Below are 19,665 nucleotides of genomic sequence, written 5' to 3' on the forward strand. Positions count from 1 at the left end.
CGCCGCACGGCCGCCGGGGTGACCGTCAGTCCGGCCAGTGCCGCCGGCCGACGCTGATGAGCCGCATCTGGCGGGTCGCGGTGTCGGTGGCGCGCCGGTGCGCCTCCTCCGGGGCCTCCGAGGCCTCCCGTGCCTCCAGGAACAGCGACGCCGTGATCAGCATCTGATCGACGTACAGGCCGGCCAGCATCCGCAGGTCGGCCTCGCTCCACCGCGCCGAGACGGGGTCCTTGGCCAGCTCCGCCCGCACCTCCTCGGCGAACCGCGCCAGTTGCTCCCGTATGGCCTCCCGCACCGGCTGCACCCCGCCGTGCCGCTCGCGGGCGATGAAGCGGACGTGGGCCGGGTGCGCGGCCACATGACCGGCGATCAGCCCGACGGCGCGGGCGATGCGCTCGTCGCTGTCCTCGGCCGGTGACACCGTGGTCCGGATCATCGGGTGCAGGCTGCCCAGCGCCTCCTCCACCAGCGCCACGCCGAGGTCGGCCGTGGAGCGGAAGTGCCGGTAGAAGGCGGTCGGGGCGACGCCCACCGCGCGGGTGACCTCCCGCAGGCCGAGACTGCTCAGACTCTGCTCCTCCAGCAGTCCGAGAGCCGCGTCCAGGAGCGCCTGCCGGGTCTTCTGCTTCTGGGCCTGCCGGACGCCGGAGATGTGACTCATACCATGCAGTTAACAACTGTTCTCTGTAATTGGAAAGTCGTGAAGCGCGCTAGGCTGGGAAGTCAGTGAACAACTGTACCTACAATCGTTCACCGAAGGTTGGGGGATCCGCTCCATGCTGTTTCTCGTCGTCGCACTCCTGCTCCTCGGCGTGGTGCTGGGCACCGTCGCCCATGCGCCGCTCACCTTCTCCGTGGCCCTCGGCATCGTCATCGCCGTCTGGCTCGGCGTCTTCGCGTTCCGCGAGCGGCACGGCCGCCGACGGAGCAGCTCCGCCCACTGACGCACGGACCGCCGCACCGTAGGGAGAACACCATGCAGCTCACCGCACCGGCCACCCGTCGGACCGGAATCCGGGACACCGACGGCATGGCCGTCGCCGCCTTCGTCCTCGGCCTGCTCGGCCTGCTCGTCCTCAACGTCTTCCTCGGTCCGATCGCCATCGTGCTGGCGAGCGTCGCCCTGTGGCGCGGCACCGCCCGCCGCGGCCGGGCCCTCCTCGGCCTCGGCCTGGGCGTCGCCGACCTGCTGGTCCTGGTGGCCTTCATGTCCGCGGACAACACGATGTCCTGGAGCCTGTGAGGCGCCGCACGGCCCGGCGGCGGCTCGCGCAACCGACCGGCTCTGGTCTGAGGCCCGGGGGAGCCGCCCCGTAGAATCGGCGTCACCATGGCTTACCTCGACCACGCCGCGACCACCCCGATGCTTCCCGAGGCGGTCGAGGCGCTCACCGCGCACCTGAGCGTCACCGGCAACGCCTCCTCCCTCCACGCGTCCGGCCGCCGCGCACGGCGCACCGTCGAGGAGGCTCGCGAGGCCCTCGCCGAGGCGCTCGGTGCCCGGCCCAGCGAGGTGGTCCTCACCTCCGGCGGCACCGAGGCCGACAACCTCGCCGTCAAGGGCCTGTACTGGGCCCGCCGCGACGCCGACCCGGTCCGCACCCGGGTCCTGGCCAGCCCCGTCGAGCACCACGCGGTCCTCGACGCGGTCCACTGGCTCGGTGAGCACGAGGGCGCGACGGTCGAGTACCTGCCCGTGGACGCCCACGGCCGCGTCCACCCCGAGGCGCTGCGCGAGGCCATCGCCCGCGATCCCGCCGACGTGGCGCTCGCCACCGTCATGTGGGCCAACAACGAGATCGGCACGATCATGCCGGTCCGTGAACTCGCCGACGTGGCCGCCGAGTTCGACGTCCCGTTGCACTCCGACGCCGTCCAGGCCGTGGGCCAGCTCCCGGTCGACTTCGCGGCCTCGGGGCTCGCCGCGATGACGGTTTCCGGCCACAAGATCGGCGGGCCCTACGGCATCGGCGCACTGCTCCTCGGCCGTGAGCACAGCCCCGTCCCGGTCCTGCACGGCGGCGGCCAGGAACGCCATGTGCGCTCCGGCACCCTCGACGTCCCCGCCGTGGCCTCGTTCGCGGTCGCCGGCCGTCTCGCCGCCGAGCAGCGCGAGTGGTTCGCCCACGAGATCGGCACCCTGCGCGACGACCTGGTCGACGCCGTCCGCACGGCCGTCCCGGACGCGATCCTCGGCGGCGATCCCGCACCGGGGGGCCGCCTCCCCGCCAACGCCCACTTCACCTTCCCCGGCTGCGAGGGCGACTCCCTGCTGCTCCTGCTCGACGCGCAGGGCATCGAGTGCTCCACCGGCTCCGCCTGTACCGCCGGCGTCGCCCAGCCCAGCCACGTCCTGCTGGCCACCGGCACCGACCCGGACCTGGCCCGCGGCACCCTGCGCTTCTCCCTCGGCCACACCTCCACACAGGCCGACGTCGAGGCGCTGGCCAAGGCCATCGGCCCGGCGGTGGAACGGGCGCGGGCGGCCGGGCTGACGTAGGGCCGCCCCGGCGGGAGCCGGACGGTCAGGCGCTCTTGGAGGCGCTGGGGGAGGGGGTGCTCGTCGCCGCCCGCCGGACCAGCTTCATGTACCGGTCCCAGTCCCAGTGCGGCCCCGGATCGGTGTGGTCGGTGCCGGGCACCTCCACATGACCGAGGATGTGCTCGCGGTCCACGGGTATGTCGTACCGCGCGCAGATCCCCGCCGTGAGCCGCGCGGAGGCCGCGTACATCTCGTCGGTGAAGTCCTGCGGGCGGTCCACGAACCCCTCGTGCTCGATGCCGACACTGCGTTCGTTGTAGTCGCGGTTGCCCGCGTGGTAGGCCACGTCCAGCTCGCGGATCATCTGGGTGACGCGGCCGTCCTGACCGACGATGTAGTGCGTGGCCGCCTGGTGGGCCGGGTCCTGGAACGCCTTCACCGCGCTGGCGAAACTGCCCTGCGTGACGTGGACGATCACCATGTCGACGCCGAAGTCGTCGGGCCGGTCGGCACGCCGCCAGTTCGCGTCCGAGGCCGCCACCCAGCGGGCCGCCGCGTAGTCGACCGCGCCCTCCTCGCGGGGTTTCTCCACCCCCGGGGCGCGCCACCACAGGCGCGCCAGCTCGTCACGGGCCAGCACCGCCGTGCCCACGGCCGCCGCCGTGCCGCCGACGAGCAGCGCCCGCCGGCCGATGCGCCGGTCCCCGTCCTTGGACGCGCCGGAGGGCCCGCCGGCGGACCCACCCGCGGACGAGCTCCTGGATTCGTGCGTGGCGCCCATACGATCTTCAACGCATACTCGCGGGCTCCGGTTCCCGTCTCCCCGTACTCTGGAGGGGTTATGACTCACACCCCGCAGCGCACCCGTCCCCTCCGCGTCCTCGCCGCCATGTCGGGCGGAGTCGACTCCGCCGTCGCCGCCGCCCGCGCGGCCGAGGCGGGGCACGACGTGACCGGCGTCCATCTCGCGCTCTCCGCGAACCCGCAGTCCTTCCGCACGGGCGCCCGGGGCTGTTGCACCATCGAGGACTCGCGGGACGCCCGCCGCGCGGCGGACGTCATCGGCATCCCGTTCTACGTGTGGGACCTCGCCGACCGCTTCCGGGAGGACGTGGTCGAGGACTTCGTCGCGGAGTACGAGGCCGGCCGGACCCCGAACCCGTGCCTGCGCTGCAACGAGAAGATCAAGTTCGCCGCGCTGCTCGACAAGGCGCTCGCCCTCGGCTTCGACGCCGTGTGCACCGGCCACTACGCCAAGGTGATCCTGCGCGAGGACGGCACCCGCGAGCTGCACCGCGCCTCCGACATGGCCAAGGACCAGAGCTACGTCCTCGGCGTGCTCGACGACCGGCAGCTGGCGCACGCCATGTTCCCGCTCGGCGACACCCTCACCACCAAGGACGAGATCCGCGCGGAGGCAGAACGCAGGGGACTGGCGGTGGCCAAGAAGCCCGACTCGCACGACATCTGCTTCATCGCCGACGGCGACACCCAGGGCTTCCTCGCCGACCGGCTCGGCAAGGCCGAGGGCGACATCGTCGACGAGGCGGGCAACCGGCTCGGCACCCACGAGGGGGCGTACGGCTACACCATCGGCCAGCGCAAGGGCCTCAGGATCGGCACCCCGGCCCCCGACGGCAAGCCCCGCTACGTCCTGGACATCTCCCCGGTGACCAACACGGTGACGGTCGGCCCGGCCGACGCCCTGGACGTCAGCGGACTGCGGGCGATCAAGCCCCGCTGGTGCGGCGCCGCCCCGACCGGCCCCGGCACCTACACGGCCCAGCTCCGCGCCCACGGCGGCGAGACCGAGGTGCGGGCGGAACTGACCGACGGGACCCTGGAGGTCACGTTCGCGGAGCCGGTGCGCGGTGTCGCCCCCGGCCAGGCGATCGTGCTGTACGACGGCACGCGCGTGGTGGGCTCGGCGACGATCGCGTCCACGGCTCGCCGGGGCGCTGCCACGGTCTGATCACCGAGGGCTCGCAGGAGCTGGCACGGTCCGACCACCCCGGCATAGGCTGGCCGTCGCGGAAGGTCCGCGCAGTGTGAGCCGGCGGCGGGGCCTCCCCGCCCCTTCGGGAGGTGGACGGTGCTTCTGCGCTTTCGAGTGGCGAATCACCGCTCGATCCGGGACGAGGCCGAGCTGACACTCGTCGCCGCCGCAGACGGTGTCGACAGTTCCGACAGCATCGCGCGGGACAGCGGGATCGCTCAGGGCGATGGCGGGCGCGTGCCGGTGCTGCCCGTAGCGGGGATCTTTGGTGCGAACGCTTCCGGCAAGAGCAACATGCTCAGCGCGTTCCACGCTATGCGGGAGGCGGTACGTACCTCCTTCGCGGACTGGGCGAAGTATCCCGGGGTACCTCACCGGCAGCCCTTCAAGCTGGACGCCGCCGGCGCCGAGGAGACCACCCTCTTCGAGGTCGACCTGGTCCTCGGCGCCCGCACCCCCGTCCGTTACACGTACGGCTTCGAACTCTCCGACGACCGGGTGGAGGCCGAATGGCTGCACGCCTACCCGGGCGGCAACCGGGAGGTGTGGTTCGACAGGGAGGCGGACCGCCCGGCGGAGGACGGCGACGAGTACCTCTTCGAGAGCCCGGCATTCACCGGACGCCGCGACGACCTCGTCGCGCTCACCCGGCCGAACGCCCTTTTCCTGTCCACCGCGGCCACCCTCAACGACCCTCAGCTGTCCGCCCTGCATCGCTGGTTCCTGAACAACCTGTGGCTGATGACCCCGGGGGAGGACATCAGCCACCGCACCGACTGGACCAAGCGCCGCCTCACCGAGCTCCACGACAACACCGGCTACCGCGAGCGACTCGTCCAGCTGCTGGCCGCCGCCGACCTGGGCGTCACGGGCTTCGACCTCGATCCGGACACCGGTGCGGTCTCCCTTCGGCACCGGACGGAGGGGGCGGACGCGGTGCCGCTCGACTTCCTCACCGAGGAGAGCTTCGGCACACACGCCTGGTTCGCTTTCCTCGGCCCGATGCTCACCGTCCTCGACAACGGGACGACGCTGCTGGTCGACGAGCTCGACTCCAGTCTCCACCCCACGCTGGCCGCCGAGGTCGTCCGCCTCTTCCAGGACCGTAAGGCCAATGCCAAGGGTGCCCAGCTGATCTTCACCACTCATGACGCCACACTGCTCGGCAACGCCGTGCTGGACCGTCCGCTCGGCCGCGACCAGGTATGGCTCACCGCGAAGACGAAGTCCGGCGCGACCGAGCTGTACCCGCTGGTCGCCGCACACCCGGAGGCCGGCGAGGACCTGGAGCGCGGCTATCTGCGTGGCCGGTACGGAGGGGTGCCCAGGGTGACTCCGGGCGAGATCGCCCGTGAGGTGTCCTGGCTGGAGGAGAAGGCGGCAGCGACGGCGTGAGCGAGCGGGGTGGGGACGGAGCATGAGCAGCAGACGCAGGTCGAAGAAGGACGCGGCGAGCACGGTGATGCCGCCGCAGGCGCCTCCGTCGCAGTACTCACGTCGTGAGCGGGTGCTGTACGTGGGCTGCGAAGGCGAGGCGACCGAGTACGACTACCTGCGGTACCTCAACAAGGAGTACGGGAGTGGTGACAGCGAGACCGGCCGGCCGGCCTTCACCATCAAGCCGGTCCGCAAGGCCGACGGCCTGATCCCGTCCCGTGCCGTCAAGGCGGTCGTCGAAGCGGCCCGGGGGGAGGACGAGACCTGGGTGCTCTTCGACCGGGACAGCCACCACGACATCCCGGAGGCCTTCGACGCCGCAGCGGCCTCGGACACCGAGGTCTGCTTCTCCCACCCCTCCTTCGAACTGTGGCTGCTGCTGCACTTCCAGCCGTTCGGCGGCGCCCAGGGCGCGGCGAAGAACACGCACGTCCTGGAGAAGCTGCGCAAGGCCGACCCCGCTTACAAGCGGTTCGACAAGCCCGACAAGGGCCTTGACGCTGCCCGTACCAAGGCGCTGAAGGGCAAGGAGAAGGCGGCGGTGCAGCACGCGCGAGCCCTGGTCGGTCAGTGCGAGCACGATGCGTGCAAGCCCGCCAACGCCACGTTCGAGGCTCCGAAGTACGCTCGCTCGGCGAAGGAAAGGGCCGCCCGCTCCGGCCACGCCAAGAACTGCGAGGTCCTGGACCGCGACCCGTCCACGGACGTGTGGCGACTCCTGGTCAGCCTGGGCATCGTCAAGGTCTGAGCGACTGCCCAGCCGCCCGCGTGTACAGCGGCGCATGTCCGGGTTCCGCGCGGGTTACCTCGCGCACCGGTGAGCCGTCTAACCTTCCGTAGCACCTCCATTTCCGTACGAAGGATCAGCGCGTGGCCCGAATCACCCTGCCCGAGCTCGAGCGCCATCTCTTCTCGGCCGCCGACATCCTGCGCGGCCGGATGGACGCCTCCGAGTACCGCGACTTCATCTTCGGGATGCTCTTCCTGAAGCGGGCCTCGGACGAGTTCGAGCCGGAGTGGAAGCGGGTGTACGAGGAGCGGCTCGCGCAGACCGGCGGCGACGAGACGAGGGCACTGGCCAAGGCGAACAACCCGAGGGCCTACCCCCGCGTCTTCTACGTGCCGCCGCGGGCCCGCTGGTGGCGTGGACCACACCACGACCCGGAGAGGCCGCAGACCCCGGCGCCCGGCATCATGGCCCTGACCGAGAAGGTCGGCCAGGGCCTCGACGAGTCCCTGGTGGCGCTGCAGGAGGGCAACGACCTGCTCGCGGGCATCGCCTCGCACATCAGCTTCAACGAGGTGGTCGGCACCAAGCCGCGCTTCACCGACCCCGAGCTCCGTTCGCTGATCCGGCACTTCAGCCTCTACCGGCTGCGCAACGAGGACTTCGAGTTCCCCGACATGCTGGGCGCGGCCTACGAGTACCTCCTCGGCCGGTTCGCGGACTCGGCCGGCCAGCGCGGCGGCGAGTTCTACACGCCGCGTTCGGTGGTGCGGATGATGGTGCGCCTGGTCGACCCACAGGCCGGGGAGTCGGTGTACGACCCGTGCGCGGGCTCCGGCGGCATGCTGATCGCGGCCCGCGAGCACGTCGAGGAACACGGCGGCAACCCCGAGGAACTGTCGGTCAACGGGCAGGACAAGAACGGCCCGTCCTGGTCCATGGCCAGCATGAACATGGTCCTGCACGGTATCCACTCCTTCGACCTCCAGCACGGTGACACCCTCGCCGAGCCGCTCCACCTCGACGAGAACGGGCGGCTGCGCAAGTTCTCGGCGATCCTGTCGAACCCTCCGTTCTCGCTCCCGTACGACGAGGACACCGTCGCCAAGGCCGACGAGGACCACGGCAAGCGGATGCACTGGGGCTGGACGCCCGGGAGCGGCAAGAAGGCCGACCTGATGTTCGTCCAGCACATGGTGTCGGTTCTGGAGGAGGACGGCGGACGAGCGGCCGTCGTCATGCCGTACGGGGTGCTCTTCCGGGGCGGCAAGGAACGCGAGATCCGCGTCGGGATGCTCCGCGCGGACTGCGTGGAGGCTGTCATCGGCCTCGGCCCGAACCTGTTCTACGGCGCGGGCGTCCCGGCCTGCATCCTGATCCTGCGGCCCCCGCACGGGAAGACCGACCCGAAGCGCCGGGAAAAGGTCCTCTTCATCAACGCCGACCGGGACTTCACCCCCGGCCGCAACCAGAACGAACTCGGCCCCGAACACATCGAGAAGATCGTCACGGTCTTCCGCGAATGGCGCCTCATCGACGGCTACTCGCGCGAGGTCCACCGCGACGAACTCCTCGCCCCCGACGCGAAGGGCGTCCCCGAGGCGAACTTCAACATCCGCCGCTGGGTGGACAACTCGCCGCCCGCGGAGCCGCAGGACGTGCGGGCACATCTGTACGGGGGAGTGCCGGTCGCCGAGGTTGCGGCCAAGGAGGGGCTGTTCAAGGCGTACGGGGTCGATGCGGGTTCGCTGTTCGCGCGCAGGGAGGGCTCAGGCGAGTATTACGACTTCCTGCCGGAGGGCGCAGACGCCACGGCCGCCCGTATTCCGCGACTGACGTACGCGCGGGAGTCGGAGCTGCGCGAGACGTATGACGAGTGGTGGTCGAAGAGCTCCGGTCTCTTCGCACAGCTCGCGGCGGACCGGAAACTGATGGACCTGCGCAGCGGGCTTCTCGACGAGTTCACGGCCGCGGTCGGCGGCGCAGGGGTTCTCGACGAGTTCACTACCGCCGGCATCATCGCCGCCTGGTGGACGGAGAATCGCTACGACATGAAGGCCCTCGCGGCGGGCGGCTTCGAGCGGGTCCTGGAAGGCTGGGTCGACTCCGTCGAGGCGATCGTCGACCCGGCGGTCCCGGGCGGCGGCGCGGACGACGCGAAGCGCACCTCGGTTTCTCCGGCGGAGCGCCGCAGGGCCCTCGACCAGCCGGTCGTACGGGAGCTGATCCCGGAGTTCCTGGAGCTGGTCAAGGCGGCCGACAAGGCTGTCGCGGAGGCGGAGGCCGCGGCGAAGACGGCGGCTGAGGCGAGGGCGGAGGTGGCGGATGCGGGTACGGACACGGACGACGAGTCCGACTCCGAGTCCGGTGAACCGGCGGAGCCGGTCGCCCCGGAGGAGCTCGCCGCCCTGGACAAGGCGTTGACGGCGGCCAAGAAGGCCCTGACGGCGGCACGCAAGAAGCGCAAGGCGCTGGACGACAGCTTCCTGCCGGAGTTGAAGCAGGCGGCCAAGTGGAAGCTGTCCGAGCCGGGTGGCCCTGAGAGTGTCGTCCTCGCCGTCCTGCGCCGTGACCTGTCCGACCGCCTGAACGCGGCGCTGGCGGCGGGCCGCCGCGAGATCGTCGCTTCCTTCCGACGCTGGGCCAAGAAGTACGAGGTGTCGCTGACGGACCTGGAAAGCGAGAGCGGGGACGCGGCGAAGGGGCTGGCGGAGTGGCTGGGGGTGCTGGGTTATGGGCGTTGAGGTTCCGCTCCACGAGCTACTGATGGACGTCGGGGTCGGTGTGGCCAAGGGCGCGAAGGTTGAGCCACCGGCAGACGATGAGTGGGGCTTGCTTCGGCTGGGAGCCCTGACATCCGGAGAGTTCACGGCCTCGCAGGCCAAGCGGTTGGTGACGTGGGATCCGGCCTACCCGCGACTCGAAGTGCGTGCTCGCGATGTGCTTATGGTGCGCGTGAACGGAGCGCAGGCCCTTGTAGGGGCGTCATGCGTTGCAAAGCATGTTCGGCCTCGGCTTGTACTGTCCGACCTGATGTACCGGCTGGTGCCGGACCCGGAGCGGCTCAATGCCGAGTTCCTAGGTTTGATGCTGGCGAGCGACAGAGTGAGACGGCAGGTCCGGCGTGGAATGCGTGGGACGAGTGGCCAGTTCCAGATCCCTCAGGCCGAGGTGAAGAAGCTCCAGGTTCCTTTGTTCCCGCTGCCCGAACAGCGCGACATTGTCGCTGCGAACGAGGCGTTCGAGCGGCGGATCGGGGCGTTGGAGCGGGAGCTGGCGAAGCTGGCCACGCTTCGGAGAGGGATCGTTGACGAACGGGCCACAGGGCCTGATGCGCGACTTGGTGACCTACTCACTGAGAGCCCGAAGAACGGCTATTCGGCGTCCGAGGTCCATGAGTGGACCGGGATGCTCGTTCTGGGGCTCGGCTGCCTGACCAACGATGGGTTCGTCCCTCGCCAGTTGAAGCGGATCCCGAAGTCGCCGCTCGCTGAGCGCTCCCGTCTGGCTGACGGAGACTTGCTGATGAGCCGGGCCAACACCCGTGAACTCGTGGGTCTCGCCGCACGTTTCAGGGATGTCGGTCAGCCGTGCAGCTATCCGGACCTCATGATGCGATTGAGGCCGGACGAGGACCGATGCCTCACCGCGTACCTGGAGCTGGTACTTGGTTCTTCACGCGTCCGACGTGATGTGCAGGCAGGAGCGCGAGGAACCAGTGAGAGCATGGTCAAGATCAGTGCTGGCACAGTGGAATCGCTGAGAATCCCCCTGCCGACGATTACAGAGCAGCGGAAGGCGGTCGACGCAGTCATGTCGGTTGACCGGCGGTCCGCCACCGTACGAGTACTCCTCGACAAGCTTCGTGTCACGCAACGGGCCGTAGTAGAGGACCTGCTCAGTGGCCGGACCCGAGTGAACCGGACCTGAGGCTCTCGATCAGCGCATCGAATGACGCCCGGCCCGTGACGAACACGTTCGCCGGGCGTTTGCTGTCCCGCACGGCGATCCCGTCCCGTGACGTGGCGACCTCGACGCATGCGTTTCCGGCCGCCTCGGAGTAGGAGGACTTGGTCCATCTCAGTTCGGGCAGCACGGCACCTTCTAGAGTTCTCCGACGACTTCGAGGATCCGGTCCCTCGACTCCTCCGGATTCAACGCCACCTGTTCGACCAAGTCCAGCCGTCGCCGGAAGTTGGCCAGTTGGGTGGGGCTGTCGAAGAACACCGCGCCGGTGGGGGAGTCCACCTCGACGGTGTCGAGGTGGGAGTCGGAGGCCGACACGTACATCATGGTGTCCCCGGCCATCGGAAACCCTTCCGTGGCCAGCGGGATGACGAGCAGAGTTACGTTGGGGCGTTCACTTTCGGCCAGAAGCCAGTTGAGCTGGGCTTTGGCTGTTCGGCGTCCACCGACCTGGAACCGGAGCGCGGCTTCATGGATCAGTCCCGTGTAGGGGACGGCCCTCTCCTCGACCACTCGGTGGCGTGACAGGCGGTGTGCTACGCGCAGTTCCACCTCCAGACGTGGCAGCGCGGGAACGTACAAGTCGAACAGCGCACGCGCGTGCTCCTCGATCTGAAACACGCCAGGGATGTGCGCCATCTGGAGTGTGCGCAGGCCGGAGGCGTAGTGCTCCAGTTCGGACACGTCAAGAAAGTCCGGCGGGATCTTGCCGCGGTACTCGTCCCACCAGCCACGTGTCCGCCCGCCGGTCATAGCGGCGAGGGCGTTGACGAGGCTGGCGTTGTCGCATTCGTAGATGCTGGTCAGGCGGCGGAGTCGCGGCTCACTGATGCCGAATCGCCCTGATTCCACGTTGGAGATGGTGGTCCGATCTGTGCCAAGCAGTTCGGCCGCTCGCGGGGCGGACATTCCTGCGGCCTCGCGTAGCCGGCGCAGTTCTCGACCGAACCGGCGCTGCCGGACGGACGGCGTCGGTCGTGGTGCCATCTAGCCTCCCTGAGTTCGCGGTCAGTGTGCCGACGGAGGTTTAGCCCGTCTACCGATTCCAGCAATTCAACCCGTTGGAGTGGTAACGGTCTCACCCGTTGTACTTTCAGCGCCACTCTTGCTGAACTGTCGTCAGTTGAACCGCCGCCCCGCGGAAGCGCACCGGCCCCCCTGCCCTCCGGAAGGCAGGGTCCCGGCACTGCCACCGCCGTCCGGCAGTTCGCAAGCAGACGTCCCAAAGATCCCGTTCCGCACCACGGAGGTAGACCCTCGTGAGCAGCAACGAACAGAGCACTGAACCGAGCAACGAATCGACCCACCCCGTCAGTTACGACGTCGGCTACGGCGACCACCCCGCCCCGCTTCCCTTCAACGCCCCCTGGGTGTACGAGATCCACTTCCCCTGCGACCCACGCGGCCCCCGGATCGTCCGGGGCACCCTCCGTGCCGTACTCCACGCGCACGGGGTCGGTGAACTCGCCGACCGAGCCGAGCTGTTGACCTGCGAGCTTGCCACCAACTCGGTGCGGCACACCAAGGGCCCGGTCATCGTCCGGATGCAGTGGCTGTACCCCGCGCTGCGGGTGAGCGTGTGGGACGCGAGTCCGGACCTGCCTCCGTTCGCCCCGGGCGCGGCGATGCCCGATCCCACCGCTCCCTGTGGCCGTGGGTTGCCGATCATCGAGAGTCTCGCCGACCGGTGGGGCGGCTGCGGGTCCGTCGACGGGCCGAATGGCGGACCGGGTGGCAAGACCATCTGGTTCGAGCTTGCCCTTGGCGGTGATTTCCGGTCGCCGTCCCCGGCGCTCGCGGCCTGATCCGCGCACCCGGTGCCGTACCTCCCGCGGTCGACGCCGGCAGTGTTCATCACCCGTATGGGGAACACCGCCGGCATCCCGCTTCAGGACTCACAGCGCCCGTGGTACACCGATCAAGCCGTTCCGCGAGAGAAGGCGACGACGCCATGAGTACCCACCCGCAGCCCGACGACAGGTACGCGGACATCGATCACGAGCGTGCCCTGAAGCACGCCATCAGGTACATGGCCGGCAGCCGCGTACAGATCATCGAAGGGATCATCCAACCCGTGCCGCCGACCTGGGACCACGAACGCGTCACACGGGTCATTCGTCGGCAGATCGAGGACCGCGTCGACGAACTCGGCTGCGTCGAGGGCTCCGAGGACATCGACCTCCCTGGCTCGCCCAACTGGTACGTCCCGGACATCGCCGTCGTCCCCGAGGGACTCGCGCAGGGTGACAACATGGTTGTCCCCCCGGATCTGACGCTTCTGGCGGTCGAGGTCACCCCGAAGTCCAACGGCGACACGGACCGCGTCACCAAGCGCAAGCGCTACGCCGAGTACGGCGCTCCGCTGTACCTACTGGTCGACCGGCAGAACCGCGAAGTCACCCTCTTCTCCGAGCCGGGCGGACTCGGCTACACCAAGGCCGACGGCCCTCACCCCTTCGGTACCCCGGTCACCCTGCCCGAGCCCTTCGGGATCGTCCTGGACACCACGCGCCTCTGAGCAAGGCGCAGGTGATTTCCGGCCACCCTCACCGTGCTCGCCGCCTGATCCGCGCGCACCCTGCGCCACGCTCCCCGGCCGCCGATAGAGTTTCGATCTCCTGTCCCGTACCGGAGGGCGGGGATCGAGGCCGGTAGCCGGGGAGGGCAGGCGCGTGGCGGAGCAGCCGGAGTACGTCAGGACCGAGCGTCCGCTGATCGAGCAGCTGACGGCGATGGGCTGGACCCATCTCCGGGGCGGCCCGACCGCCGGACCCGCCACCGCGCCGCGCGCCTCGGACCGTACGAGCTTCGAGACCGTCGTGTACACGGACCGGTTCAAGGCCGCCGTGGCCAGGATCAACCCGAGGCCGTCTGACGGGAAACCCTGGCTGAGCGACGCGCAGCTCGACCATCTCCTCGCCCTGGTCCAGGGCACCGCGCCGGGGCAGGGCCCGAAGGAACGCGGTGTCGCCGGGAACCTGGAGGTGACCGACCTCCTGCGCAAGGGCCGCAACGCCCGCACCCTGCCGGGCTGGACGAAGGGCGACCCCGAACACATACGGCTCGTCGACTGGGACGGCGAGTTCGGGGAGCGTCCGGACACGCCCGGCGGCGGCAACGACCTGCTCGTCGTCTCCCAGTTCCGGGTCGAGCGGAAGGGCGCCGCTCCCGTCACGCCCGACCTCGTGCTGTTCGTGAACGGGCTGCCCTGGGTGGTGATCGAGTGCAAGGCGCCCCTGGTGTCCGGACCTCAGGGAGACGTGCGGGCCGCCCTGGACGACGCCGTCGACCAGGTGCTCCGGTACGCGGGTGTCAACTCCCCGGCCGCCGTACCCGAGTTCGTCCGCTTCGCGCAGGTCCTTGTCGCCACCGACCGCGACCACGCCGAGACCGGCACGGTCACCGCAGAACCCCGGCACTTCGCCCCCTGGCGCACGGTCGCACCCGCGAGTGAGGACCGCGTACGCGAGGAGGTACGCAAGCCCGCGTCGGCAGCCCTCACCGACCAGGAGATCCTCGTCGCCGGGATGCTGCGCCCTGCCCATCTCCTCGACCTGGTACGGGACTTCACCACCCGGCTCGGAAGCGGTCACCGTACGGTCAAACTGGTCGGCCGCCACCAGCAGTTCAAGGCGGTGAAGGCACTCACGCGGAAGCTGGAGGAGCGGGACCGGAAGGCGGCGGCCGGCCTGGCCGTCAGCCACCGGGGCGGTGTCGTCTGGCACACCCAGGGCTCCGGCAAGAGCCTGACCATGGCGTTCCTGGTCCGGCACCTGCGCAGCCGTCCCGCTCTGAAGTCGCACAAGGTGGTCGTGGTCACCGACCGCATCGACCTGGAGAAGCAGATCCGGGCGAGCCTCGCCGCCACCGAGGAGAAGGTGCACCGCGCGCCGAGCGTCAAGCGGGCCAGAAAGTACCTGGAGGTGGATGTCGGGGACGTCGTCCTCGTCACCTTGCAGAAGGCGCAGCGTGATGACACGGCGTACGACGGCCGCGAGGAGTCACTGCCCGACGCCGCTCCCGACGACGAAGAGGAGGGCGGCGGGGACGAGGGATACGTACAGAACCGGGTGGCCAATCCGCACCACCATGTCGTCGTCCTCGTCGACGAGGCCCACCGGGGCCAGGACAAGTGGCAGCACGCCCGCTGGCGGGCCATGCTGCCGCGCGCCGCGTTCGTGGGCTTCACCGGCACCCCGGTGATCAGCAGCAACCGCAAACGCAGCGAGGAGATCTTCGGGCCGTACGCCGACACGTACACCCTGCGCGACGCCGAACTCGACCGGTCCGTCGTACCCGTCCGCTACGAGGCGTACGCCGTACCGCTGGATGTCATCGAACAGGCCGCCCTCGACGCCCGGTTCGACGAGAAGGTGCCGTCCGATCCGGAGCTGCGGGCCAAGGTGCTGCACAAGTTCGGCCGCCGCAAGGAGATTCTGGAAGCCCCTTCGGTGATCGAGGCCAAGGCCGAGCACATGCTCGACCACTGGGCCCGCACCGCGTTGCCCGACCGCTTCGGGGCGCAGATCGCCACCGTCTCCCGGCTCGCCGCCGTCCGCTACCACACCGCGCTGCTCGCCGCCCGCGACCGGCTGGTCGCCCGCCTGGACGCGCTCGACCCGGCCCTGATCGCCGACCCCATGGCTGCGCGCTACGCCGACGACGAGGAGCGGGCGCTCCTCATGCTCCTGCCGGACCGCGAGGTACTGAGAACGCTCGAAGCGGCCGTCGTCATCTCCCCGGCGGGCCAGGGCGGCAGCGATCCGGAGTCGTGGCGGCCTTGGATCACCAAGAGCCACCAGGACGCGCACATCGAACGCTTCAAGAACGGGCTGCCTCCGCGAGACATCACGGCCGACCCGGCATGGAACGTCAGGACGCACGGGCTGCAGCCGTCCGGCGTCGGCACCCCGGCGAGCGGTGGCCAGGTGTGGAACGTTGATCTCGACCTGCCCGCGGACAGCGGACCGCCCGCGCCGCCGGACACGGAGGGCGGCGCGTCACCGGAGACCATGGCCTTCGTGGTGGTCCAGTCGATGCTGCTCACCGGCTTCGACGCACCTGTCGAGCAGGTCCTCTACCTGGACTGCAAGCTGTCCGGCGCAGGACTGCTGCAGGCCGTGGCCCGCACCAACCGGCCCTACCCGGCCAAGAAGTGGGGCCAGGTCGTCGACTACGTCGGCATCGGTCCCGAACTGGCCCGCTCGCTCGCCTCCTACGATCAGGAGCACCTGCGGCACGTCCTCGGCTACCGGAACGTATCCGTGGACCACCTCCAGCCGGACTACGAGGGACCGCAGCCGGACGGCCGCGGCCCGGACCGGGACGGACTGCTGCTGCGGTCGGATGCCGCCGCCAAGGCCCTCCTGGAAGACCTCGGGGCGAAGGTCACCCGCTTCCTGGCCGGGCAGGACGTCACCGACCCCGGCGACGAGTCCCAGTGGGAGGACTTCCTCGGCCAACGCCTCGACGATCCGCTGCTGCGGGGTGAGTTCGACGAACGCGTCCGTGACTTCCTGACGGCGCTCAACGCGGTCCTGCCGGACCCGGAAGCCCTGAAGTACCGGGAGCTGGCAGGCCAGCTGGGCACACTGCAGTACATGGCCAGACGCCGCTACCTCGACGGCCGTGAACAGTTCAGCCCGCGCCGCTACGGGGCCAAGGTGCGCCGGCTCATCTCGCAGCACATCGAGACCACTGGGATCCGGCAGCGGATCCCACCCGTCGAACTCACCGACCCGGAGTTCATGGAACGGGTCGACGCGAATGCCGACCCCCGGGCGCGGTGCTCGTACATGACGGGCTCGCTGAAGCTGCGCATCACCGCGAAGATCGGCGGCGACCGGGCGGGCTACCAGCGGTTCAGTCTCCGGCTCGAAGAGATCATCGCGCGGATGCGGGACGACTTCGAGCAGGCCGCGGCAGACCTGGCACGTCTGGTCGGGGACGTGGCCGAGGCGGAGCGGGAGCCGGAGAACGACGACGGCCTCGACTCCCGGACCGAACGGCTGGTCCTCGGACTGCTCCAGCAGCACGCCGAAGACGCCGTGCGGGAACCGTGGCCGCCGGGCACCGATCTGATCCGGGCGGCCCGCGGCCTCACCGTGGAGATGTCGGTGCTCGTCCGGCGGCCGCAGATACACACGCAGATCGCCGCCCGCAACCGCATGCGCAGCGAACTCTGTGAGCACCTGGAGACCTGGCTCGCCATGGACTGGGACGACATCGGTGATCTCGCGAGCCATCTGACGGAGCTGGCCGTGGAGAGGCACGAGTACTTCCTCGGATACCGGCCGCGCGACGAGGCGGACGGCGGGGACACCTGACTCGGTGAACGCCGAGGGCTGCCAGACAGGGTGATGTCGTTGCCGGATGGTAGGAAGAGCGGGTGAGCACCGTCGTCGAACAGGCCATCGCTGATCTCCCCGTGCCCAGGGGGTGGCGGTGGGATGTCGTCGTGCGGCCACGGCGCCGCACCCTCGGCATCGAGATCGCTGAGGACGGCCGGGTGCTCTTCGCGATTCCCGCCGACGCGGATCCCAAAGAGATCGCCGACGCGGTGCGTGGCCGCATCCCGCGTCTCGCCGCCGAGGTCCGCCGCCGTCAGGACCTGCGGGCGGCCGAACCGGTCAAGGACCTGATCGGTGGCGAAGGCTTCGCCTACCTGGGCCGCCGGTACCGGCTCAGGCTCACTCCCGACGGCGCCGGCACTCACGTACGACTGCGACAGGGATGGCTGGAGCTGCCCCGAACACGGTCGGCCGCCGCCGATGCCGGGCCCCTTGTCGAGTGGTACTGCAGTCGCGGGGAGCGCTGGCTCGCTGCCCGGCTGCCGCCGCTGGCCTCACTGGCGGGAGTGCGTGATCCGGACGGCATCGAGGTGCGGGACCTCGGCCGTCGCTGGGGTGCCTGTTCCCCGGAGGGCGCGATCACCGTGCACTGGGCGGTGATACAGCTGCCGGTCGCCCTGGTGGACCTCGTCCTGATCCATGAGCTCTGTCACCTCAAGCACCCCGGCCACGGAGCGGCTTTCCGAGGGGCCGTCCGGCTCGCGCTGCCCGACGCCGACGCGCGTGAACGGCAGTTCGCGCAGGAGGAGCCCCGACTGTGGCGCGGAGCTGTCTCCCTGCCAAGGCACTAGCCAGCGCTCAAGCTTCGATCGTGCTGTACGACGGCAGCGCGTGGTGGGCTCGGCGACGATCGCGTCCACCACGCGCGCGACGGCCGGCGTGGCCTGAGCCGGGGGCGGCGCCCCGCGCCGCTCACCGGGCGAAGAACTCCGCGAGGACCGGCGCCAGCACGCCCGGCTCCACCCTGTGCGACTGCCCCTCCAGAGTGCGGTACGTCCCCCGCGGAACCGTCTCGGCGACCGTCCTGGCGGCCGCGCGCATCCAGTCCGCGCTCGCGCCGCCCGCCAGGGACAGCAGGGGCGCGGTGACCGAGGCGAGCACGGACCGGGGGACCCGGTGGTCGCCCATCACCGCGTCGTCGTACGCCAGGCTCGGCGCGACGGACTCCATCCCCGCCCACAGGGGGGACTGGCGGGCGCTCCCGATCATCTCCTCACCGAGCCCCGTGAGCCGCAGGAACAGCTCGACCGCCTCCCCGCGCCGCCCCCGCGCGAGCGCCTCGGTCAGCCGCTCGGTGTACGCGGCGCCGGCCCGCGCGGCGTCGTCGTCCATGGCGTACGGCACCTCGTACACGGCGACCCGGCGCACCGGCAGCCCGCTCGCCGCCGCGCGGAGCACCAGCGCGCCGCCCGACGAGACGCCGTACAGCGACGCCTCGCCGCCCACCGCCTCGATCAGCGCCGCCAGATCCTCGACCTCGCGCTCCACCGCGTAGGGCTCCGTGTCACCGCTCTCCCCACGGCCCCGGCGGTCGTACACGGTGACGTCGAGACGGTCCGCCAGCGCGGCGGCCAGCGGCGCGACCGTGGCCCCCGTGGACATCGCGCCGCTGACCAGGACGGCCGCGAGCCCCTGCCCGGTGCGTTCGTAGGCGATGCGCGTGCCGTCGCGCGAAAGAGTGTGCTCCATGCCTGAGCAGACTGCCCTACGGCACGCGCTCCACCGCTCAGGACACGAGGCGGTCAGGACACCTCGACGTCGTAGAAGCAGAGGTGGTCCTTGATCTCCCGCACCTCCGGCTTCGGGTCCGGGTACGCCCAGACGACGTCCGCCGCGTCCGGGAGCGACCAGTAGGACGCGTCGCCCTTGAACGGGCAGTGGGTGCGGGTGGCGGACGGCGTCAGCAGGTCGAGCCGTACGTCCTCGGCCGGGATGTAGTACCGGTCGGGACAGCCCGTCTCGCGCAGGACCAGCGCCCCCTCGCTCTCCGCGAGTACCTGGTCGCCGTGGACCGCGCGTACGTGGTGGTCGCTCGGCTCGACGGTGATGCGGTGTCCCCTGGTCACGACGGTCCTCCTCGGTCGGCAACGGCCTCGGTCGCTACAGCGCGCCCGGAAGCCGGGTTCTTCCCCGTGGCGCGCCGAACGTACCGTGGCCCCATGAACATCTGCGTCTTCCTCTCCGCCGCCGACCTCGACGAGCGCTACACGCGTCCCGCGAAGGAGTTCGCCGAACTGCTCGGAAAGGGCGGTCACACCCTGGTGTGGGGTGGTTCGGACGTCGGCCTGATGAAGGTGGTCGCCGACGGCGTGCAGGAGGCCGGGGGGCGCCTGCTCGGCGTGTCGGTGGACTTCCTGGCGGCCACGGCGCGCCAGGGCGCCGACGAGATGGTGATCGCCAAGGACCTCGCCGAGCGCAAGCGGCTGCTGCTGGAGAAGGCGGACGCCGTGGTGATCATGGTGGGCGGCACCGGCACCCTGGACGAGGCGACGGAGATCCTGGAGCTGAAGAAGCACGGGCACACCGACAAGCCGGTCGTCCTGCTCAACACGGCGGGCTTCTACGACGGACTCCGGGAGCAGTTCCGCCGCATGGAGGACGAGGGCTTCCTGCCGCGTCCCCTCACCGAGCTGGTGTTCTTCGCCGAGGAGCCGGTCGGGGCGCTCGCCTACCTGGAGGAGAGCCAGGGCATCGAGTGAGTCCGCGG

Annotated in this window: 19 protein-coding genes; 13 read left to right on the forward strand and 6 right to left on the reverse strand. The window is 70.2% G+C overall.

Annotated features, from left to right (window positions below):
- Positions 1-25 precede the first annotated feature (25 nt).
- Complete coding sequence (locus SAM23877_RS24795) at positions 26-661, reverse strand: TetR family transcriptional regulator (protein WP_053137393.1); 636 nt, start codon at positions 659-661, stop codon at positions 26-28.
- 115 nt (positions 662-776) lie between these two features.
- Here SAM23877_RS24795 and SAM23877_RS40315 point away from each other — a divergent pair, with 115 nt between their 5' ends.
- The 3 genes from SAM23877_RS40315 (at position 777) to SAM23877_RS24805 (ending at position 2,500) form a co-directional block, all read left to right on the forward strand.
- The gene (locus tag SAM23877_RS40315; protein ID WP_079030411.1) at positions 777-944 is read left to right on the forward strand and encodes a hypothetical protein; all 168 of its coding nucleotides are present in this window, start codon (positions 777-779) and stop codon (positions 942-944) included.
- Between the two features lie 32 nt (positions 945-976).
- Positions 977-1,243 carry a hypothetical protein gene (locus tag SAM23877_RS24800; RefSeq protein WP_053137396.1) on the forward strand — a complete coding sequence of 89 codons (267 nt, stop codon included), beginning with the start codon at positions 977-979 and terminating at the stop codon, positions 1,241-1,243.
- Between the two features lie 87 nt (positions 1,244-1,330).
- On the forward strand, positions 1,331-2,500 hold the full coding sequence (locus SAM23877_RS24805) for a cysteine desulfurase family protein (RefSeq protein WP_053137399.1): 1,170 nt from the start codon (positions 1,331-1,333) through the stop codon (positions 2,498-2,500).
- A 25-nt stretch (positions 2,501-2,525) separates the two neighbouring features.
- Here the strand turns inward: SAM23877_RS24805 and SAM23877_RS24810 are convergent, their stop codons facing one another.
- Positions 2,526-3,263 carry an N-acetylmuramoyl-L-alanine amidase gene (locus tag SAM23877_RS24810; protein ID WP_053137401.1) on the reverse strand — a complete coding sequence of 246 codons (738 nt, stop codon included), beginning with the start codon at positions 3,261-3,263 and terminating at the stop codon, positions 2,526-2,528.
- A 60-nt stretch (positions 3,264-3,323) separates the two neighbouring features.
- Between SAM23877_RS24810 and mnmA the strand changes: the two genes are divergently transcribed.
- From mnmA to SAM23877_RS24835, 5 genes are all read left to right on the forward strand, one after another.
- Positions 3,324-4,454 carry a tRNA 2-thiouridine(34) synthase MnmA gene (gene mnmA / locus SAM23877_RS24815; RefSeq protein ID WP_053137403.1) on the forward strand — a complete coding sequence of 377 codons (1,131 nt, stop codon included), beginning with the start codon at positions 3,324-3,326 and terminating at the stop codon, positions 4,452-4,454.
- A 138-nt stretch (positions 4,455-4,592) separates the two neighbouring features.
- Positions 4,593-5,873: an AAA family ATPase gene (locus SAM23877_RS24820; RefSeq protein ID WP_244902995.1), complete on the forward strand. Its 1,281-nt coding sequence runs from the start codon at positions 4,593-4,595 to the stop codon at positions 5,871-5,873.
- A 22-nt stretch (positions 5,874-5,895) separates the two neighbouring features.
- The gene (locus SAM23877_RS24825) at positions 5,896-6,663 is read left to right on the forward strand and encodes an RloB family protein (protein ID WP_079030412.1); all 768 of its coding nucleotides are present in this window, start codon (positions 5,896-5,898) and stop codon (positions 6,661-6,663) included.
- 122 nt (positions 6,664-6,785) lie between these two features.
- On the forward strand, positions 6,786-9,386 hold the full coding sequence (locus SAM23877_RS24830) for a type I restriction-modification system subunit M (RefSeq protein WP_053137412.1): 2,601 nt from the start codon (positions 6,786-6,788) through the stop codon (positions 9,384-9,386).
- On the forward strand, positions 9,376-10,572 hold the full coding sequence (locus tag SAM23877_RS24835) for a restriction endonuclease subunit S (RefSeq protein WP_053137416.1): 1,197 nt from the start codon (positions 9,376-9,378) through the stop codon (positions 10,570-10,572). Before SAM23877_RS24830 ends, SAM23877_RS24835 begins: the two co-directional genes overlap by 11 nt.
- On the opposite strand, the gene SAM23877_RS24840 is transcribed toward SAM23877_RS24835, so the two are convergent.
- Together SAM23877_RS24840 and SAM23877_RS24845 are read right to left on the reverse strand one after the other, a co-directional pair.
- A complete protein-coding gene (locus SAM23877_RS24840) occupies positions 10,541-10,738 on the reverse strand; it encodes a DUF397 domain-containing protein (RefSeq protein WP_053137419.1) in 198 nt (65 codons plus the stop codon). The two genes, SAM23877_RS24835 and SAM23877_RS24840, sit on opposite strands and share 32 nt — an antisense overlap.
- An 8-nt stretch (positions 10,739-10,746) precedes the next feature.
- Positions 10,747-11,595: a helix-turn-helix domain-containing protein gene (locus SAM23877_RS24845; RefSeq protein ID WP_053137422.1), complete on the reverse strand. Its 849-nt coding sequence runs from the start codon at positions 11,593-11,595 to the stop codon at positions 10,747-10,749.
- 272 nt (positions 11,596-11,867) lie between these two features.
- Between SAM23877_RS24845 and SAM23877_RS24850 the strand changes: the two genes are divergently transcribed.
- The 4 genes from SAM23877_RS24850 (at position 11,868) to SAM23877_RS24865 (ending at position 17,749) form a co-directional block, all read left to right on the forward strand.
- On the forward strand, positions 11,868-12,413 hold the full coding sequence (locus SAM23877_RS24850; RefSeq protein ID WP_079030413.1) for an ATP-binding protein: 546 nt from the start codon (positions 11,868-11,870) through the stop codon (positions 12,411-12,413).
- Positions 12,414-12,559: 146 nt separating this feature from the next.
- The gene (locus tag SAM23877_RS24855; RefSeq protein WP_053137424.1) at positions 12,560-13,126 is read left to right on the forward strand and encodes a Uma2 family endonuclease; all 567 of its coding nucleotides are present in this window, start codon (positions 12,560-12,562) and stop codon (positions 13,124-13,126) included.
- Between the two features lie 154 nt (positions 13,127-13,280).
- On the forward strand, positions 13,281-16,934 hold the full coding sequence (locus tag SAM23877_RS24860) for a type I restriction endonuclease subunit R (protein ID WP_244902996.1): 3,654 nt from the start codon (positions 13,281-13,283) through the stop codon (positions 16,932-16,934).
- Between the two features lie 62 nt (positions 16,935-16,996).
- Positions 16,997-17,749 carry a M48 family metallopeptidase gene (locus SAM23877_RS24865; protein WP_053137427.1) on the forward strand — a complete coding sequence of 251 codons (753 nt, stop codon included), beginning with the start codon at positions 16,997-16,999 and terminating at the stop codon, positions 17,747-17,749.
- Positions 17,750-17,870: 121 nt separating this feature from the next.
- Here SAM23877_RS24865 and SAM23877_RS24870 read toward each other — a convergent pair whose 3' ends face one another.
- On the reverse strand, positions 17,871-18,647 hold the full coding sequence (locus SAM23877_RS24870) for an alpha/beta fold hydrolase (protein WP_053137430.1): 777 nt from the start codon (positions 18,645-18,647) through the stop codon (positions 17,871-17,873).
- Between the two features lie 53 nt (positions 18,648-18,700).
- Positions 18,701-19,024: a DUF427 domain-containing protein gene (locus tag SAM23877_RS24875; protein WP_053137434.1), complete on the reverse strand. Its 324-nt coding sequence runs from the start codon at positions 19,022-19,024 to the stop codon at positions 18,701-18,703.
- A gap of 93 nt (positions 19,025-19,117) precedes the next feature.
- Here SAM23877_RS24875 and SAM23877_RS24880 point away from each other — a divergent pair, with 93 nt between their 5' ends.
- The gene (locus tag SAM23877_RS24880; protein ID WP_053137437.1) at positions 19,118-19,657 is read left to right on the forward strand and encodes an LOG family protein; all 540 of its coding nucleotides are present in this window, start codon (positions 19,118-19,120) and stop codon (positions 19,655-19,657) included.
- Positions 19,658-19,665 lie beyond the last annotated feature (8 nt).

Origin of the sequence: Streptomyces ambofaciens ATCC 23877 (assembly GCF_001267885.1) — a bacterium.
Lineage (GTDB): Bacteria > Actinomycetota > Actinomycetes > Streptomycetales > Streptomycetaceae > Streptomyces > Streptomyces ambofaciens.

Coding starts and splice junctions, on each gene's coding strand:
- SAM23877_RS24795 (WP_053137393.1), bottom strand. CDS start 661: ATGAGTCACATCTCCGGCGTCCGGCAGGCCCAGAAGCAGAAGACCCGG.
- SAM23877_RS24825 (WP_079030412.1), top strand. CDS start 5,896: ATGAGCAGCAGACGCAGGTCGAAGAAGGACGCGGCGAGCACGGTGATG.
- SAM23877_RS24800 (WP_053137396.1), top strand. CDS start 977: ATGCAGCTCACCGCACCGGCCACCCGTCGGACCGGAATCCGGGACACC.
- SAM23877_RS24880 (WP_053137437.1), top strand. CDS start 19,118: ATGAACATCTGCGTCTTCCTCTCCGCCGCCGACCTCGACGAGCGCTAC.
- SAM23877_RS24855 (WP_053137424.1), top strand. CDS start 12,560: ATGAGTACCCACCCGCAGCCCGACGACAGGTACGCGGACATCGATCAC.
- SAM23877_RS24835 (WP_053137416.1), top strand. CDS start 9,376: ATGGGCGTTGAGGTTCCGCTCCACGAGCTACTGATGGACGTCGGGGTC.
- SAM23877_RS24810 (WP_053137401.1), bottom strand. CDS start 3,263: ATGGGCGCCACGCACGAATCCAGGAGCTCGTCCGCGGGTGGGTCCGCC.
- SAM23877_RS24845 (WP_053137422.1), bottom strand. CDS start 11,595: ATGGCACCACGACCGACGCCGTCCGTCCGGCAGCGCCGGTTCGGTCGA.
- SAM23877_RS24805 (WP_053137399.1), top strand. CDS start 1,331: ATGGCTTACCTCGACCACGCCGCGACCACCCCGATGCTTCCCGAGGCG.
- mnmA (WP_053137403.1), top strand. CDS start 3,324: ATGACTCACACCCCGCAGCGCACCCGTCCCCTCCGCGTCCTCGCCGCC.
- SAM23877_RS40315 (WP_079030411.1), top strand. CDS start 777: ATGCTGTTTCTCGTCGTCGCACTCCTGCTCCTCGGCGTGGTGCTGGGC.
- SAM23877_RS24870 (WP_053137430.1), bottom strand. CDS start 18,647: ATGGAGCACACTCTTTCGCGCGACGGCACGCGCATCGCCTACGAACGC.